General features: G+C 69.1%; 13 protein-coding genes. 7 read left to right on the top strand and 6 right to left on the bottom strand.

Going from position 1 to position 15,856, the window contains the following annotated elements; translation table 11 throughout:
- Positions 1–10 precede the first annotated feature (10 nt).
- Positions 11–1,531, bottom strand: a complete 1,521-nt coding sequence (locus tag ACVCMB_RS09305) for a transglutaminase-like domain-containing protein (protein ID WP_447106755.1) — start codon at positions 1,529–1,531, stop codon at positions 11–13.
- A gap of 165 nt (positions 1,532–1,696) precedes the next feature.
- Here ACVCMB_RS09305 and ACVCMB_RS09300 point away from each other — a divergent pair, with 165 nt between their 5' ends.
- The 7 genes from ACVCMB_RS09300 to ACVCMB_RS09270 all read left to right on the top strand — a co-directional run bounded on the left by ACVCMB_RS09300 (position 1,697) and on the right by ACVCMB_RS09270 (position 9,851).
- Positions 1,697–2,848: a DUF819 family protein gene (locus ACVCMB_RS09300; protein WP_395120165.1), complete on the top strand. Its 1,152-nt coding sequence runs from the start codon at positions 1,697–1,699 to the stop codon at positions 2,846–2,848.
- Positions 2,849–2,873: 25 nt separating this feature from the next.
- The gene (locus tag ACVCMB_RS09295; RefSeq protein WP_447106754.1) at positions 2,874–4,277 is read left to right on the top strand and encodes a C40 family peptidase; all 1,404 of its coding nucleotides are present in this window, start codon (positions 2,874–2,876) and stop codon (positions 4,275–4,277) included.
- A gap of 52 nt (positions 4,278–4,329) precedes the next feature.
- Complete coding sequence (locus tag ACVCMB_RS09290) at positions 4,330–5,421, top strand: dipeptide epimerase (RefSeq protein ID WP_395120164.1); 1,092 nt, start codon at positions 4,330–4,332, stop codon at positions 5,419–5,421.
- Positions 5,422–5,608: 187 nt separating this feature from the next.
- Positions 5,609–6,466 (top strand): MurR/RpiR family transcriptional regulator, encoded by an 858-nt coding sequence (locus ACVCMB_RS09285; RefSeq protein ID WP_395120163.1) that lies wholly within the window; start codon positions 5,609–5,611, stop codon positions 6,464–6,466.
- A 141-nt stretch (positions 6,467–6,607) separates the two neighbouring features.
- Positions 6,608–7,384 carry a L,D-transpeptidase family protein gene (locus tag ACVCMB_RS09280; protein ID WP_395120162.1) on the top strand — a complete coding sequence of 259 codons (777 nt, stop codon included), beginning with the start codon at positions 6,608–6,610 and terminating at the stop codon, positions 7,382–7,384.
- On the top strand, positions 7,381–8,607 hold the full coding sequence (locus ACVCMB_RS09275; RefSeq protein WP_447106753.1) for a dicarboxylate/amino acid:cation symporter: 1,227 nt from the start codon (positions 7,381–7,383) through the stop codon (positions 8,605–8,607). The genes ACVCMB_RS09280 and ACVCMB_RS09275 overlap by 4 nt, the downstream gene beginning before the upstream one ends.
- A 107-nt stretch (positions 8,608–8,714) precedes the next feature.
- Complete coding sequence (locus tag ACVCMB_RS09270; RefSeq protein ID WP_447106752.1) at positions 8,715–9,851, top strand: NAD(P)/FAD-dependent oxidoreductase; 1,137 nt, start codon at positions 8,715–8,717, stop codon at positions 9,849–9,851.
- Between the two features lie 46 nt (positions 9,852–9,897).
- On the opposite strand, the gene ACVCMB_RS09265 is transcribed toward ACVCMB_RS09270, so the two are convergent.
- The 5 genes from ACVCMB_RS09265 to dgcN form a co-directional block, all read right to left on the bottom strand.
- The gene (locus ACVCMB_RS09265) at positions 9,898–10,548 is read right to left on the bottom strand and encodes a Vgb family protein (protein WP_395120159.1); all 651 of its coding nucleotides are present in this window, start codon (positions 10,546–10,548) and stop codon (positions 9,898–9,900) included.
- A 36-nt stretch (positions 10,549–10,584) separates the two neighbouring features.
- A complete protein-coding gene (locus ACVCMB_RS09260; protein ID WP_447106751.1) occupies positions 10,585–11,805 on the bottom strand; it encodes a helix-turn-helix domain-containing protein in 1,221 nt (406 codons plus the stop codon).
- A 114-nt stretch (positions 11,806–11,919) separates the two neighbouring features.
- Entirely contained in the window at positions 11,920–13,722 is a 1,803-nt protein-coding gene (gene ggt, locus ACVCMB_RS09255; RefSeq protein WP_447106750.1) for a gamma-glutamyltransferase, read from the bottom strand.
- A 104-nt stretch (positions 13,723–13,826) separates the two neighbouring features.
- A complete protein-coding gene (gene dgcA / locus ACVCMB_RS09250) occupies positions 13,827–14,813 on the bottom strand; it encodes an N-acetyl-D-Glu racemase DgcA (RefSeq protein WP_395120156.1) in 987 nt (328 codons plus the stop codon).
- The gene (dgcN, locus tag ACVCMB_RS09245) at positions 14,798–15,841 is read right to left on the bottom strand and encodes an N-acetyltransferase DgcN (protein ID WP_395120155.1); all 1,044 of its coding nucleotides are present in this window, start codon (positions 15,839–15,841) and stop codon (positions 14,798–14,800) included. The genes dgcA and dgcN overlap by 16 nt, the downstream gene beginning before the upstream one ends.
- Between the last annotated feature and the right edge of the window lie 15 nt (positions 15,842–15,856).

Below are 15,856 nucleotides of genomic sequence, written 5' to 3'. Positions count from 1 at the left end.
TAGCTGCCGGTTAGTTGCCGCCGCGTCCGTGCTCCGCTGGCAGCACCTGCCAGTCGAAGTCGTAGTCCAGTTGATCGAAGTACACGTTGCCGCCGTCCCACTCGGCCTCGCCGCGCTGCGAATCCACGTCGTCGGAACGGAAGTGGTGCTTGGGCGGCTCGAAGCGGCGCCCGTAGTCGGCATTGAAGGCGATGCGCCAATTGTCGAGCCCGCCGAGGTAGAACCACTCCAGCGCCGGGTCGTCGCCCGCGGCCGGATGCAGGCGGCCGGTGGTGACGTCCATCGGCACCCAGCCGTACGGCGCCAGGTACAGGAAGCCCCAGTCGTGGATGTTGCTGTAGCCGCTGCCGTCGGCGGCGAACACCATGCCGGACTGCCAGCGCGCGGGGATGCCGTTGAGGCGCAGCAGGGTCATCAGCAGCAGGGTCTGCTGGCCGCAGTCGGCGTGGCCGGCGTGCAGCGCGTAGTCGCTGATGTTGGAGATCGTCGAATACTCGCGCGCGCCGGCCCAGGGAATCCGGTCCACCGCGGCGAACAGTTTCTGCGCGATGCGGTACGGGTTTTTCTCCTCGCCCACGACCTTGCGCGAGAACGCGCGCATGGCGTCGGTGAACACGATGTGCGGCGCGCGCTCGGCCACGAACGGGGCCAGCTCCGGGGTGATGGTTTCCGCTTGCACCCTGGCCGGGTCGATCGCGTGGTATTGCGCCAGCAAGGTCAGTTCGTAGGTGATCGAGAACACGGTTTTCTGCCCGGCCACGGCGGGCTTTTCCAGGTACACCGTGCGCTGCGGCGCCGACTTCGGCGCGATGTCGTGCTTCGCCGGCACGCTGGCGACGTAGCGGATGTCTTCCTGCTGGCCGGGGATCGCCTGCGGGTAGGGAATCCACGCACGCACGATCTTGCCCGCGGGCACCGCATCGGCGTCGACGGTGAGTGTCTGCGTCATGCGCAGGCGCTGCGGCAGCACGCTGGCGCGATGCTGGTCGAGCGCGGCGTGGAAGATCGCGCGCTGGTGGTCGTTGAGCGATTCCATCGGGCCGTCGGTAATCGGTGCCTGCACCGCGCGCCGCGCCACCGCCTCGGGGCTGAGCCGGAACAGGTTGCCGGGCGAACGCTTGAAGTACAGCGTGCGGCCGTCGATGACCTGATGTTCGAACAGGCCGGCGGCGTTCCACTTCGCGAACTCGGCGTCGGTGAGGTCGGGGATCTGCTTGCGCACGCGCGCCTCGACCTCGTCCGCGCTCAGGGTGAAGTCGAGCAGGATGCGGCGCATGCGCTCGCGCTGGAACAGCAGTGCCTGGCGCTGCTCGGCCGACACGCCCGGCTGCGCCAGCGCGGTCTCGATCGCGGCCTGCGCCGCCTTGAAATGGCCGGCGTCGATCTGGGCAATGACGGGATTCAGCGGTGAGCTGCCCACGCTCGCCCCCGCCGGCAGGCCGGCGGACAGCGCCAGCGCGGCCACCAGCAACAGGCGCGCGGCCCGGGCATGGCGTCGTATTCTCGTGGTGGCAGGCAATGGTGTATCCATCGAGCGGCGTCTCCGCATCCGATCCCCTGAAATGGCTGTGTAACACGCTTGCAAATGCTGGTCAATAATTTATGCTTCAAACCAATTCGGCTCGAATCAGCTATTCCTTGCCGACACGACAGCGAGGCTGGCACAGGCCCGCGCACGAACCACGAGGGGACGCATGTGATCCAAACGGTCTGGCCCTACCTGGCGGTGATGTTGCTGGCCGCCGGGGTGTTTCCGGCGATCGAGCGCCGCTACGGCTGGAAGGTCTTCTCAGTGTTGCCGCCGATCGTGCTGACCTATCTGCTGGTGACCGCGTTGGCCGTGTCGGGGCTGTGGCAGGTCAACGACGAGATCCATGCGGCGCAGACGATGCTGGTCTCGCACCTGGTGCCGGCGCTGTTGTTCCTGCTGATGATCAACTGCGACCTGCGCGCGATCTGGCGGCTGGGGCCGCGCGTGCTGGCCGTGTTCGCCTGCACCTCGGTGAGCCTGTTCGTGGCCTTCATCGGCGCGTTCCTGATCTACCGGCACTGGCTGCCGGGCGACCAGTGGCAACCGCTGGCCGCGTTGTCCGGCAGTTGGGTCGGCGGCACCGCCAACATGATCGCGGTGAAGCAGGCGATCGACATGTCCGACCAGTTGCTGGCGATGTCGCTGCTGACCGACGCGCTGTGCTACTCGATGTGGGTGGTGGTGCTGTTTTCGGTGGCGCGGCTGGCGCCGGCGTTCAACCGCTGGACGCGGGCCAAGTCCAGCGGCGACATCCCGCTGGCGGAAACGAAACCCACCGGCCCGACCACGCCCGACAGCGTGCTGCTGTGGCTGGGCATGGCCTTGCTGGCGGCGGCGCTGGCTGGCTGGGTGGCGACGAAACTGCCGACCTCCAGCATGTTGAGCGCGACCACCTGGACGATCCTGCTGGCCACCGGCGCAGGGCTGGTGGTGGCGCATACGCCGCTGGCGCGTTATCCGGGCGCCAGCACGATCTCCGGCGCCCTGCTGATCAGCGTGGTGGCGGTGCTGGCCTCGCAGAGCAACTTCCACGGCATCGCCGCGGCACCGCTGTACCTGCTGTGCGGCGTTACCGTCATCGCGATCCACGCGCTGCTGCTGATCGGCTTCGCCAAGCTGTTCCGTTTCGACCTCTACCTGTGCGGCATCTCCTCGCTGGCGCATATTGGCGGCGTGGCCGCCACGCCGATCCTGGCGGCCAGCTATTCGGCCGCGCTGGTGCCGGTGGGTATCCTGCTGGCCTTGCTCGGCTACATCCTCGGCACCGGTTTCGGCCTGGTGGTGGCGTCGATCCTGAAGCAGCTGGCCCTTCCGTGATGCGTTCTTGCGACAGGACACGATGATGCGATTTCCCCTGCTTGCCACTCTCCTGCTTGCGCCCCTGCTCGCCGCGGCGCCGCCGCAGGCCCGCGGCGCCGACGACGCGCTGGTCGTGCCGCCCTCCGGCGTGCTCGGCGTGGGCGAGGCGCAGCTGACGCCGCAGTTCTGGGTGGAGCGGCTGGCGCAGCCCGATGCGCCGGTGATGGATCGCGCGGCGATCGCGGCGCAGAACGCCAGGCTGCTGAAGATCGACCCGTCGATGCACGATCTGCGCGCGTTGCCTTCGACGCTGGACCGCGCCCGCGTCGAAGGCTGGATCAAGGATCTGTCGCAGCGGCCGGATCGACCGCTGTTCGACGTCGAGGGCAAATCGGTGAGCGCGGCCACGCTCGACGCGGTGGTCGCCAACCTCGCGCTGGATGCGATTCCCGCGCAGCAGAAGACGCGCTACGGCCTGGTGGTGCGCCGCGCTGCGCTGCGCACCTTCCCCACCACGCTGCGCGTGTTCAATGAAAAGGGCGACACCGACATCGACCGCTTCCAGGAGACCGCCGAATTTCCCGGCACGCCGGTGGCGATCGTGCATGCGAGCGCCGACGGCCAGTGGCTGTTCGTGGTCAGCCCGCGCTATGCGGCGTGGACGGAAAAGGACAACGTGGCCGAAGGCAGCGCGGCCGAGGTGTTCGGCTACGTTGACAGGACGCCGTACCGGGTGATCACCGGCGCGGTCGAACGCACCGTGTTCACCCGCGAGGTGCCGGCCGTCTCGCAGCTGCCGCTGGACATGGGCACGCGCCTGCCGCTGGTGACCGATCTGCCGCCGGACCAGCCGGTGAACGGGCAGACGCCGTACGCCGCGCACGTGCTCGACCTGCCGCTGCGCAAGGCCGACGGCACGCTGGGCTTCACCCCGGCGCTGCTGCAGAAGAACACCGACACGGCTGCCGACTACCTGCCGCTGACCCGCGCCAACATCATCCGCCAGGCGTTCAAGTTCCTCGGCGAACGCTACGGCTGGGGCCACGCGTACGATGGCCGCGACTGCTCGGGCTTCGTCTCCGACGTGTACCGCAGCATGGGCGTGCAGATGCCGCGCAACACCAGCAGGCAGGCGATCAGCCCGGCATTGGAGCACCGCGCGTTCACCGCCAAGGACAGCCGCGAGACGCGCCTCAAGGCCGCGCAGGCGCTGGAGGTCGGCGACCTGGTCTACATCCCCGGCCACGTGATGATGGTGATCGGCCGCCTGCACGGTCAGCCCTACGTGATCCACGACGTGGGCGGCATGAGTTACCGCAAGGCCGACGGCAGCCGCGTGCGCATCAAGCTCAACGCGGTGTCGGTGACCCCGCTGCTGCCGCTGCTCTACAACGACAAGCAGACCTATGTCGACCGCATGACCAGCATCGTGCGCATCCGCCGCTGAGCCCGCCGGCACCAAAAAGAAAACAGGACACGGATTCCATGAAGGCCTTCCCATGAAAATCACCGACATCCAGTTCGGCATGCTGCGGGTACCGCTGAAGACCCCGTTCAAGACCGCGCTGCGCACCGTCAACACGGTGGACGACATCGTGGTGATGATGCATACCGACACCGGCGAGGTCGGCTACGGCGAGGCGCCCGCCACCGCGGTGATCACCGGCGACACCCATGGCTCGATCATCGACGCGATCCGCCACTACATCTCCCCGCGGCTGATCGGCCAGGAGATTGCCAACCTCAACCAGATCACCCAGCTGATCCAGTCCTCGATGGAGAAGAACACCAGCGCCAAGGCGGCGGTGGAGATCGCGGTGTACGACCTGTGGGGCCAGCTCTACGGCGCGCCGCTGTACAAGCTGCTCGGCGGCGGCGATCCGGTGATCACCACCGACATCACCATCAGCGTCGACTACATCGACAAGATGGTGGCCGATTCGGTCTCCGCGGTGGAGCGCGGTTTCGAGTCGCTGAAGATCAAGGTCGGCAAGGACATCGGCGTCGACATCGAGCGGGTCAAGGCGATCTACGCCGCGGTGGAAGGGCGCGCCCTGCTGCGCCTGGATGCCAACCAGGGCTGGACGGCCAAACAGGCGGTGTATGCGCTGCAGACGCTGGAGGAGGCCGGCATCAAGCTCGAGCTGATCGAGCAGCCGGTCAAGGCCAACGACCTGGCCGGCATGCGCTACGTCACCGAGCGCGTGCATACGCCGGTGATGGCCGACGAGAGCGTGTTCGGCCCGATGGAGGTGATCGAGCTGATCCGCCTGCGCGCGGCCGACATCATCAACATCAAGCTGATGAAGACCGGCGGCATCTCCAATGCGATCCGCATCGCCGACATCGCCGGCATGCACGGCATCGAGTGCATGATCGGCTGCATGCTGGAAACCTCGATCAGCGTGGCGGCCGCGGTGCACGTGGCGGTGGCCAAGTCCAACGCGATCACCAAGATCGACCTGGATGGCCCCTCGCTGTGCCAGTTCAACCCGGTCGACGGTGGGGTAATCTTCAACGAATCGGAGATCTCGGTAACGGACGCGCCCGGCCTGGGCATTCGCGAAATTCGCGGCCTGGAGCGCTTGTGAAAAAATCGCCCGCCTACTGCGACCGCCGCCGGACGTCCGTAGCGGCGGCGCGCTGCGGGCAAATCCGGGTCACCGGTTCTCCAGGCTTTTCCGGAGTTGCCCACAACGCACCTTGCCACGAACGCCCGGCGACGCTCTCGCCACGGCAGTCGAATTTTTCGCAAGCGCTGGAGAGGATAGAGAACTGATGTCCCCGCTGGTCAAAATCCGTTCGGAACGCGACCAGATGTCCGCGGTGGAGCGGCGCATCGCCGATTTCGTGCTGGAGAACGCGCACCTGCTGCGCGACTACTCTTCGCAGCAATTGGCCAATGCGCTGGGCATCAGCCAGTCCAGCGTGGTCAAGTTCACCCAGAAGCTCGGCTTCAAGGGTTATCCCGACCTCAAGTATTCCGTGGGCGAGGCGATCGCCCGCGCCGACAACGGCGACACCCTGCAGGTCGAGTCGACCGCCGGCGGCGACGGCACCGGCGCGTTCGCCGGCAACCTGTGGCGGCGCAAGTCCGAGGCCGAGGAAGCCACCCGGCTGATCAACCCGCCGGAGATGCTCAATGCGGTGGCCGACGCGATCGGCCAGGCCGGCCGCGCCGGCAAGGTGTTCATCATCGGCCTGGGCGAGGACGACATCTATGCGCGCAATTTCGCGTTGCGCCTGTCGCTGCTGGGCATCCTCACCGTGCACAACTTCGACACCGCGCGGATGACCGCCAACGTCTCCGCCGCCGGCGCCGGCGACGTGCTCATCATGTTCTCCGAACACGGCAACCACCCGGCGCTGTGCAAGATCGCCCGCTATTTCCGCGAACGCCGCGGCCAGCTGATCACGGTGACGCGGCACACCGCCAATCCGCTGCGCACGCTGGCCGACATCGCGCTGGTGGTGTCCGCCCATGACGAGCTGCCCTACATCCAGCCGCTGCTGTACCAGTCCGCCCTGCAGCACCTGCTCGACGGCGTATTCGTGCAGCTGTGCGAAAGCCACGACGACCGCCGTGCCCTGCTGCTGGGCAACCTCGACCGGATCCAGCAGATGCTGGAGCCATGAGGACGGGAATTGGGAATTGGGAATCGCAGGAGCCCGCTCGCGCGCGATGTTCTCGCCACGAATCCCGGTAAAAAAAGCGTCGCCCGCGAGCGGGCTCCTGCAACTTGACGAGATGACGATGATGTGCCGGATGGAAACCCGATGACTGTTCGCCGCCGCATGCTTGCCTTGCTGACGTTCGCCGCCGTGCTTGCCGGCGTCGCGCACGCCGGTGCCGCGGACGCGCCGTGGCGCAACGCCCGCCAGATGATCGTGGTCACCACCGCCGACTGGCACGCCGACCACGGCACGTTGCGCGCGTTCGAGCGCGACGGCGACGGCTGGCGCCAGGTGCGCCCCGCCGCGCCGGTCACCGTCGGCAAGCGCGGTTCCGGCTGGGGCATGGGACTGAACCCTGCGCAGACCGGCGGGCCGGTCAAGCGCGAAGGCGACAACCGCAGCCCGGCCGGCGTGTTCCGCATCGGCACGGCGTTCGGTTATGCCGCGCATGCGGCCACCGCGCTGCCGTATCGTGCGCTCGGCGCCAGCGACTGGTGCATGGATGTCAGCGGTTCGCCGCACTACAACCGCATCGTCGATGCGGACGTGGTGGGTGCCGAGGCCGTGAAAGGTTCCAGCGAGCCGATGCGCCGCGACCTGCATGTCGATGGCGACCAGCGTTACCGGCTCGGCTTCGTCATCGAGCACAACGCGCAGGCGGCGCCGGAAGGCGGCAGCTGCATCTTCGCCCACCTGTGGAAGTCGCCCACCGACGCCACCGCCGGCTGCACCGCGATGACGCCGGCGGTGATGCAGTCGCTGCTGGCCTGGCTCAAGCCGCAGGACCATCCGGTGTTCGTGCTGCTGCCGCAGGCCGAGTACGAGCGCCTGCGCAACACGTGGCAGTTGCCCGTCCTCCACGCGGACGGCGCGCGATGAGCGCCACCGCGCGCGTGCTCACCGGCCTGGCCGCCGGCGCGGTGATCGGCCTGCTGCTGGCCGGCTGGGATCAATCCGTGGCGCTGCAGGTGGCCAACGCGGTGCACCCGGTCGGCAAGCTGTGGTTGAACGCGCTGCAGATGACGGTGGTGCCGCTGGTGCTGGCGCTGGTGGTGGTGGGCGTCAACACTGCCACCGACGCGGCGGCCTCCGGCCGCATCGCGCGCCGCGCGATCGTGGTGTTCATCGTGATCCTCACCGGCGGCGCGCTGTTCGCCGCACTGGCGGCGCCGCTGGTGTTTTCCTTGTTTCCGCACAACCCCGAGCTGGTCGCCGCGCTCGACCACGCCAGCGTGCCGGCGGTGTCGGTGGCGCCGGTGCAGTGGGTCGACACGCTGGTGGCGATCGTACCCAGCAACGCGATCATGGCCGCGGCGCAGAGCGCGATGCTGCCGCTGGTGGTATTCGCGCTGTTCCTCGGTTTCGCGCTGACCCGCATCGCACCGGCGCGGCGCGCGATGCTGGTGGAGTTTTTCCAGGCGATTGCCGACGCGATGATCGTGATCGTGCGCTGGGTACTGTGGGTGGCTCCGCTGGGCGTGTTCGCGCTGATCCTCTCGGTGTGCGCGCGCTCCGGACTGGGCATGCTCAGTGCGCTGGGCGTGTACGTGTTGACCGAGTGCCTGCTGTATCTCGCCGTCACCGCGATGATGCTGCCGGTGGCGCTGGTGTTCGGCGGCGAGCGGCTGCGCCGCTTCGTGCCCGCGCTGGTGCCGGCGCAGGTGGTGGCGATCAGCACGCAGTCCTCGCTGGCCTCGCTGCCGGCGATGCTGGAAAGCGCCGACCGCCGCCTCGGCTATCCCAAGCAGGTCGCCGCGCTGGTGCTGCCGATGGCGGTGAGCCTGTTCCGGCTGACCAGCCCGGTGCAGTACATGACGTCGGCGGCGTTCATCGCGTGGGCCTATGGCGTGGATCTGTCCACCGCGCAGCTGCTGGCCGGTGCGCTGCTGGCGGTCGTGGTCAGCCTCGGTTCGGTGGGATTGCCGGGCCAGGTCACCTTCGTCGCCACCAACCTGCCGGTGGCGCAGGCGATGGGCCTGCCGCTGTCCCCGTTGGGCCTGATGCTGGCGGTGGATACGGTGCCCGACGCCCTGGCCACGCTGGGCAACGTCACCGCCGACCTAACCGCCGCCAGCGTGGTGGCGAAACAAACCAGGGAGTAGGGAATGGGGAATAGCGAATAGCCAAGAGCCAAGAGCCAAGAGCAGTGCTCTCTGCTTTTGCGATTCCCCATTCCCGATTCCCTATTCCCTTCTCAACGAAAGAACTGATGATGGAACGGATCGAAACCGATGTGATCGTGATTGGCGCCGGCATGGCCGGCGCGTCGGTCGCGTATTTCCTCGCACCGCATGTGCGGGTGCTGGTGCTGGAGCGCGAGGCGCATGCCGGGGTGCACTCGACCGGACGCTCGGCCGCGCTGTTCAGCGAAACCTACGGTTCGCCACAGGTGCGCGCGCTGACCCGTGCCGCGCGTCCGTTCCTGGCGGCGCCACCGGCGGGATTCTCGGCCGAGCCGATCCTGAGTCCACGTGGCGCCACCATCATCGCCGGCGCGGAACGCCGCGACGACGTGCGCGCGTTGTACGAGGCCATCGTGCCGTTCAGCCGCGACATCGAGCTGCACGACGCGGCCCGCGTGCAGGCCGCGGTGCCGGTGCTGCGGCCGGAGTTCGCGCAGATCGGCCTGCACGAGCCGGGCGCGGCCGACATCGACGTCAACGAATTGCACCTCGGCTTTCTGCGCGGTTTGCGCGCGCATGGCGGCGAGTTGCGCGTGGACGTCGCCATCGACGCGATCGAGCGCGAGGCGGGCGGCTGGCGGGTGCACAGCGGGGCGCAGTCGTTCCGCGCGCCGCTGCTGCTCAACGCCGCCGGCGCCTGGGTCGACCACGTGGCCGCGCTGGCCGGCGTGGCGCCGCTGGGCATCGTGCCGAAGCGCCGCTCCGCCTTCGTGTTCGAGCCGCCCGAAGGCGTGGCCACGGCACGCTGGCCGTTCGTCACCGACTTCAGCGAGAGGTTCTATTTCAAGCCCGACGCCGGCCTGCTGCTGGGCTCGTGCGCGAATGCCGACCCGGTCGAACCGCACGACGTGCAGCCGGAGGAATACGACATCGCGCTGGGCATCCACCGTATCGAGGAAGCCACCACGATGACGATCCGCCGACCCCGGCGCACGTGGGCCGGCCTGCGCTCGTTCGTCGCCGACGGCGACCTGATCGGCGGCTTCGATCCCGATGCGCCGGGTTTCTTCTGGGTCGCCGCGCAGGGCGGCTACGGCATCCAGACCAGCGCGGCGATGGGCGAAACCTGCGCCAACCTGGCGCTGGGCCGACCGCTGCCGCAGCGCCTGGTCGATGCCGGGCTGTCGATGGAGATGTTGAGCCCGGCACGCCTGCGGCGCTGAAGCTCCTTGGCCGTCATTCCAGCGAAAGCTGGAATCCGGCGCCTCGTCAGCCAGCCGCCGCGACGCTTCGCGGCCGCTTCACCACGCGCAGTTTGCCGCTGTGGCCGCCGCCGCAATAGAACACGGCCTGGCCGTCTTCGGCGGCGAGCCCCGAGATGCCGGCGCCGGGCGGCATGTCGAGTTGCTCCAGCACTTCGCCGGTCGCCGGATCGATGTGCCGCAAGGCGCTCTCGTCGTTTTCCCAGGTGCCGTGCCAGCACTCGCCGTCGACCCAGGTGACGCCGGTGACGAAGCGGTCGGATTCGATGGTGCGCAGGATCGCGCCGGTCGCCGGATCGATCTGCTGGATCTTGCGCCCGCGATACTGGCCCACCCACAGCGTGCCCTCGGCCCACGCCAGGCCCGAGCTGCTGTCGCCCGGCGCGGGAATGGTGGCCAGCACCTCGCCCGTCTGCGGATCGATCCGGTGGATGCGGTCCTCGGCGATCTGGAACAGGTGGCGGCCGTCGAACGCGGTGCCGGCGTGCGCGGCGATGTCGATGCTGCGCAACACGCGGGCGCTGGCCGGGTCCCACACGTTCAACCGTGCGCCGGAGGCGAACCACACATGTTCGCCATCGCAGGTGACGCCATGCACGCCATCGGTGCCGGGGTAGGGGCCGTGTTCGGCGACGATGTCGGCTTTGCTTCGTTTCATGTCCGGACTCCTTGGGGATGGAAGACGCGGGCCATGCTATTCAAACGACAGCGGCGCCGGGAGTAACAAGGTCGTCGCGAATCCCGGCGTAAGCGGCGTCATCCAGCGGCGCGCGCGACCGTGCCCGGAGCACTGCACGCTGCCGGCTGCCGCCAGCGTTTCGAGTGCCCGCTGCACGCTGCGCTGGCTGCGCCCCAGCGCGAGAGCCAGCGCCGAGCTGGACCACGATTCGCCGTCGCCGAGCAGGGCCAGCACCGCCGCGTGCGCGGACTCGACCGGCCACGCCAGCACGCCGACCTGGTCCGCGCGATGCGCCAGCAAGGCGTAACCGTGCGGGGTGGCATGCACCTCGGCCAACCCGCTCAGCGCGCGGCGCAGGCGCCCGAGTTCCACCCGCAAGCGTGCGCGATACGACTCGTCGGCGTGCCTGGCGCGGAACGCGCGAGCGACCAGCGCGTCGCGCGGCACGTCATGCGGCCACGCCTCGGCCAGTTGCCGCATCAGCGCGAACAACACCGGACGACTGGCCAGCGGAACCGTCTTGCCACGGTGCCGCACGGCATGGCGGCAGGCATCGACGACGAAGGTTTCCGACGCCAGCAGGGCTTCGACATCGCGCAGCGGCAACAGGCGTTCCTCGCCGCCGGCCAGCCAGCGTGCGGCGGGCGCGTGCAGGGTGCGCGTGGCGGCGTCCACCTCCGCCATCAGCGCGGGGATGCCTGCGCGTTGCGCGGCGCGGGCGGCGCGAGCGAGCGCATCACGTGCCGCCGTCGCGCGCAGGCGGCGCATCGCGACGCCCGCCGCGACCAGTTCGTGCACCGCCAGCAGTGCGGGCGGAAGCGGCGTGCCGGCCGCCGCGGCCAGCGCCTGTTCGGTTTCGTCGAGACGCCCGAGCAGGAGCAGGCGGCGGATGCCGAGGTAGCGCGCGTGCGCCGCGTTGGCGTGGTCGCCGTGCGCGTCGAGCGTGGCGCGCGCGGCGTCGAGCTTCCGGGTCGATCCCTCCAGCTCGCGCGAGGCCAGCGCGATCTCGGCCTCGGCCACCACGCAGCGGGCGCGCGCCGTCGCCTCGCGCGGACCGAACGCACGCGCCGCGCGCCGCAGCAGCAGCGTTGCGCGCGGGAAATCGCCGAGCTGGGCCATCGCCAGTCCGCGCAGCGCCAGCGCCGGCGCATCTTCGCGCAGGGCGACCCGCGTCATCGCACCGAGCGGGTCGCCCGCCGCCAGCGCCTGTGCGGCGGCGGTGATCAGCGCATCCATCGCGGCGGCCTCGTCGCGGCCGGTTCGGGCAGTCGCGCCACGTGTTCATTCCCGCCTTCGTGGTCCGGCTGCCTAATCTAGCGCAGGCCGCCCACCCGGACGGCCTCGCGGATTTCAGTACCCGGCAGCGAGCCCCGCGGGACGACGCGGATCGTTGGCGCCTTCCAGCAGACCGGTTTTCGGATTGATCAGGATCGCCTCGACCGCGCCGCCGCTGAACTGCTGGAAGGTGTAGCCCATCGCTTCCAGGGATTTCTGCGACTCGGGCGTGAGCAACCCCTGGCCGGCGTAGACCACGTCCGGGTACCACTGCTGGTGCAGGCGCGGCGCGTTGACGGCCTGCTGCATGTTCATGCCGAAGTCGACCACGTTGATGATGCTGGCCAGCGTGGACGAGATGATGGTGGCGCTGCCGGGGCTGCCGGTGAGCATGAACGGCTTGCCGTCGCGCAGCACGATCGTCGGCGTCATCGAGCTCAGCGGACGCTTGCCCGGTTCGACCTGGTTGATCACGCCCTGCACCAGGCCGGCGCCGTTGGCCACGCCGGGCTTGGAGGTGAAGTCGTCCATCTCGTCGTTGAGGAAGAAACCGGTATGGCCGGCGATCTGCTTGTTGCCGAACAGGAAGTTGACGGTGTAGGTGACGGCGACGGCATTGCCGTCCTTGTCGACCACCGAGTAATGCGTGGTGTGATTGCCTTCGGGGGCGCCGAGGCTGCCCTTGACCTCGGAGGACGGCGTAGCCCGGTCCGGCTGGATCGTGGCGCGAAGCCTGGCCACGTGTTCGGCCGAGAGCAGCTCGTCGATCGGGTTGTGCACGAAGGCCGGGTCGCCGAGGTAGGTGTTGCGGTCGGCAAAGGCGCGGCGTTCGGCCTCGACGATGTAGTGCACGCTGTTGACCGAGCCGTAACCCCACCTGGCCAGCGGGTAGGGTTCGATGATCTGCAGGATCAGGCACAGCGTGGTGCCGCCCGAACTCGGCGGGGGCGCCGAGACGACGGCGTAGCCGCGGTACTTGCACTGGATCGGTTTTTCCCACTGCGCGGTGTAATTGGCGAAATCGCGCATCGACAGGATGCCGCCGTTGGCGTCGCTGGCCTTGACCACGGCCTCGGCGATCGGGCCCTTGTAGAACGCGTCGATGCCCTTGTCGGCGATCATTTCCAGGGTGTTGGCCAGATCCTTCTGCACCAGTCGTTCGCCCACCTTGAAGGGCTTGCCGTGGTTGAGGAAGATCGCCGCCACGTTGGCGTGCCTGGCGAAATCCCCGGTGTGCGGTTCGAGGCTGTCGACGTCGCCCTGCTTGAGGATGTAACCCTCGCGCGCCAGCTTGATGGCCGGCGCGATGACCTGCTTGAGCGACATCGTGCCGTAGGCCTTCAGCGCGGTGTCGAAACCCATCACCGTGCCCGGCACGCCCACGCCGAGATAGCTGTCGGTGCTGCGCCCCTCGACCACGTTGCCGTCGGCGTCCTGGAACATGGTCGGCGTGGCTTTCAGCGGGGCTTTCTCGCGGAAGTTGAGGAACAGGTTGCGGCCATCCTTGAGGTGGATGGTCATGAACCCGCCGCCGCCGATGTTGCCGCAGCACGGGTGCACCACGGCTTCGGCAAAACCCACCGCCACGGCGGCGTCCACCGCATTGCCGCCACGCTTGAGGATGTCCACGCCCACCAGCGTGGCCAGGTGCTGCGCGCTGACCACCATGGCGTGTTTGGCGGTGACCGGTTTGGCCTTCTCCAGCGCCATGCGGGTGATGACCGGCTCGCGGCCGGTCGAATCGGGATTGACGTCCTGCGCCCACGCCAGCGCGCTGCACGCGGTCAGCGCCAGCGCCAGCGCGGCTTGCCGCCAGCGCGCGGCGCGCGCGCGGTGCGCCTGGCGGACATCGGCGCGCGCGGTGTTGCGATCGGACATGGGTTCACCCTCCACGATTGTCGGATCGAGCATAGTCGCCGGCGTGCGCCAGCCACCAATGAAAAGACGGTCAGCTGGCATAACCGGCGGTTGTGGCGGGGCGCTCAGCCACCCCAGAAGCCGGACAAGGGCGGCAGCAGCGAGCCGCCGTGCAGTTGCACGCCGTCCGGGTGGTCGTGCTGCAGCCAGAACGGCCCGTCCAGGTCGACGAAGGCCGCCTCGCGCGCCAGTTCCAGCGCCGGCGCGATGCCCAGCGACGAGCACACCATGCAGCCGACCATCACCTTGAAACCTTCGCGGCGCGCGGCGCGCAGCAGGTGCCATGCCTCGGTCAGGCCGCCGGTCTTGTCGAGCTTGATGTTGATCGCCTGGTAGCGCCCGCGCATGCGCGGCAGGTCGCGCGTCTCGTGGCAGGCCTCGTCCGCGCAGATCGGGATGCTGCCGGAAAAACCCAGCAGCGCGTCGTCGGCGTCGGCCGGCAGCGGCTGTTCCAGCAGGTCGACGCCGGCGCGCGCCAGCGGCTGCTGCATGTCGCGCAGCAACTCGATGGTCCAGCTCTCGTTGGGGTCGACGATGAGCCGGTCATGCGGCGCGGCGCGGCGCACGGCGTCGATTCGTGCGGCCGGGTCGTCGGCGTCGACCTTGATCTTGATCAGCCCGGTGCCGGCGATGCGCGCGGCGGCCGCGCCCATGCGTTCGGGCGTGTCGATGCCGATGGTCAGCGCGGTCACCAGCGCGGCGCGTTGCGGCCGCGCCAGGCGCAGCCAGACCGGCACGCCGCTCAGTTGCGATTCGAGGTCCCACAGCGCCGCGTCCAGGGCGTTGCGCGCGGCGCCGGCCGGCAACCGTGCCTGCAGCTCGTCGCGGCCCATGCCGGCGACCAGTTGCGGGCGCAGTTGCTCCATCTGCTCGATCACCGACGCGGCGGATTCCCCGTAGCGCGCGTAGGGCACCGCTTCGCCGCGCCCGCACTTGTCGCCCTGGCGCATGGCGACGGTGACCACGTCGGCGTTGTGCTTGACCCCGCGCGAGATGCGGAACGGCGCGGCGAGCGGGAAACGGCGCTCCTCGATGATCAGTTGGCGCAGCATGCGAGCAGGTTGTCCACGATCGCTTCGACGCCCATCGTCACCGGGTCCTGGCAAGGCAGTTCGAGCAATCCGCTGATGCGGCGGCAGGCGGTCGCGGCGTCGGCGGCGGAGAGGTTGGAGGTGTTCACCGCCACGCCCACCGCCTTCACCGCCGGATTGGTCAGCTGCGCGGCAACCAGGTTGGCCTGCAGGCAGCGCTTGAGTTCCGGCAGCGGGTAGTCGGGCAGGCCGCGCATGTGCTGCCGGGTGGGCTCGTGGCACAGCACCAGCGCGTCGGCTTGCGATCCGTGCAGCAGGCCCAGCGACACGCCGGCGTAGGAGGGATGGAACAGCGAGCCCTGGCCTTCGATCAGGTCCCAGCCGCCGTCGAGGCGTGCCGGCGAAATCTTCTCGGCGGCGCCGGAGATGAAGTCGGCGACCACCGCGTCGATCGGGATGCCGGAGCCGGCAACCAGGATGCCGGTCTGTCCGGTGGCGCGGAAGTCGGCGGCGAGTCCGCGTCGGCGCATGGAGCGCTCGATCGCCAGCGTGGTGTACATCTTGCCGACCGAGCAATCCGTGCCCACGGTGAGCAGGCGCCGGCCGGCGCGCGGGCGGCCGTTGCCGACCGGCAGGCCCGGCATCGGGTCGCGCGCATCGAACAGTTCGCGGCCGTGGCGTCGCGCCGCGGCGACGATGTCCGGGTTGTCGCGCAGCTTCTGGTGCAGCCCCGCGGCCACGTGCAGGCCGGCCTCCAGCGCGGCGATGGCATCGGCCACGATGTGCGAGGACATCACGCCGCCGGCATTGGCCGCGCCGATCACCATGGTGTTGGCGCCGGCCTTGCGCGCTTCGCCGACGCTCATCTCCGGCAGGCCCAGTGTCGGCTTGCAGTCGCCGCGCCGCAGCTGGCCCACGCACCAGTCCGGGCGCCAGTAGGCCAGGCCCCGGGCGGTCTTGATCGCCAGGTCGTCGGCGGCGCTGCCGAGGTACAGCAGGTAGGGCGGGCCCCAGTGACCGGGCTCGGCGGCGTTGCTTGGATCGGACATGGTGCGCGTACTCCC

The sequence above is a fragment of the Rhodanobacter sp. UC4443_H10 genome, from assembly GCF_052978325.1.
This window is presented reverse-complemented; position numbering and strand designations above follow the sequence as displayed.

Coding starts and splice junctions, on each gene's coding strand:
- ACVCMB_RS09305 (WP_447106755.1), bottom strand. CDS start 1,531: ATGGATACACCATTGCCTGCCACCACGAGAATACGACGCCATGCCCGG.
- ggt (WP_447106750.1), bottom strand. CDS start 13,722: ATGTCCGATCGCAACACCGCGCGCGCCGATGTCCGCCAGGCGCACCGC.
- ACVCMB_RS09265 (WP_395120159.1), bottom strand. CDS start 10,548: ATGAAACGAAGCAAAGCCGACATCGTCGCCGAACACGGCCCCTACCCC.
- dgcA (WP_395120156.1), bottom strand. CDS start 14,813: ATGCTGCGCCAACTGATCATCGAGGAGCGCCGTTTCCCGCTCGCCGCG.
- ACVCMB_RS09260 (WP_447106751.1), bottom strand. CDS start 11,805: ATGGATGCGCTGATCACCGCCGCCGCACAGGCGCTGGCGGCGGGCGAC.
- ACVCMB_RS09280 (WP_395120162.1), top strand. CDS start 6,608: ATGACTGTTCGCCGCCGCATGCTTGCCTTGCTGACGTTCGCCGCCGTG.
- dgcN (WP_395120155.1), bottom strand. CDS start 15,841: ATGTCCGATCCAAGCAACGCCGCCGAGCCCGGTCACTGGGGCCCGCCC.
- ACVCMB_RS09275 (WP_447106753.1), top strand. CDS start 7,381: ATGAGCGCCACCGCGCGCGTGCTCACCGGCCTGGCCGCCGGCGCGGTG.
- ACVCMB_RS09285 (WP_395120163.1), top strand. CDS start 5,609: ATGTCCCCGCTGGTCAAAATCCGTTCGGAACGCGACCAGATGTCCGCG.
- ACVCMB_RS09295 (WP_447106754.1), top strand. CDS start 2,874: ATGCGATTTCCCCTGCTTGCCACTCTCCTGCTTGCGCCCCTGCTCGCC.
- ACVCMB_RS09290 (WP_395120164.1), top strand. CDS start 4,330: ATGAAAATCACCGACATCCAGTTCGGCATGCTGCGGGTACCGCTGAAG.
- ACVCMB_RS09270 (WP_447106752.1), top strand. CDS start 8,715: ATGATGGAACGGATCGAAACCGATGTGATCGTGATTGGCGCCGGCATG.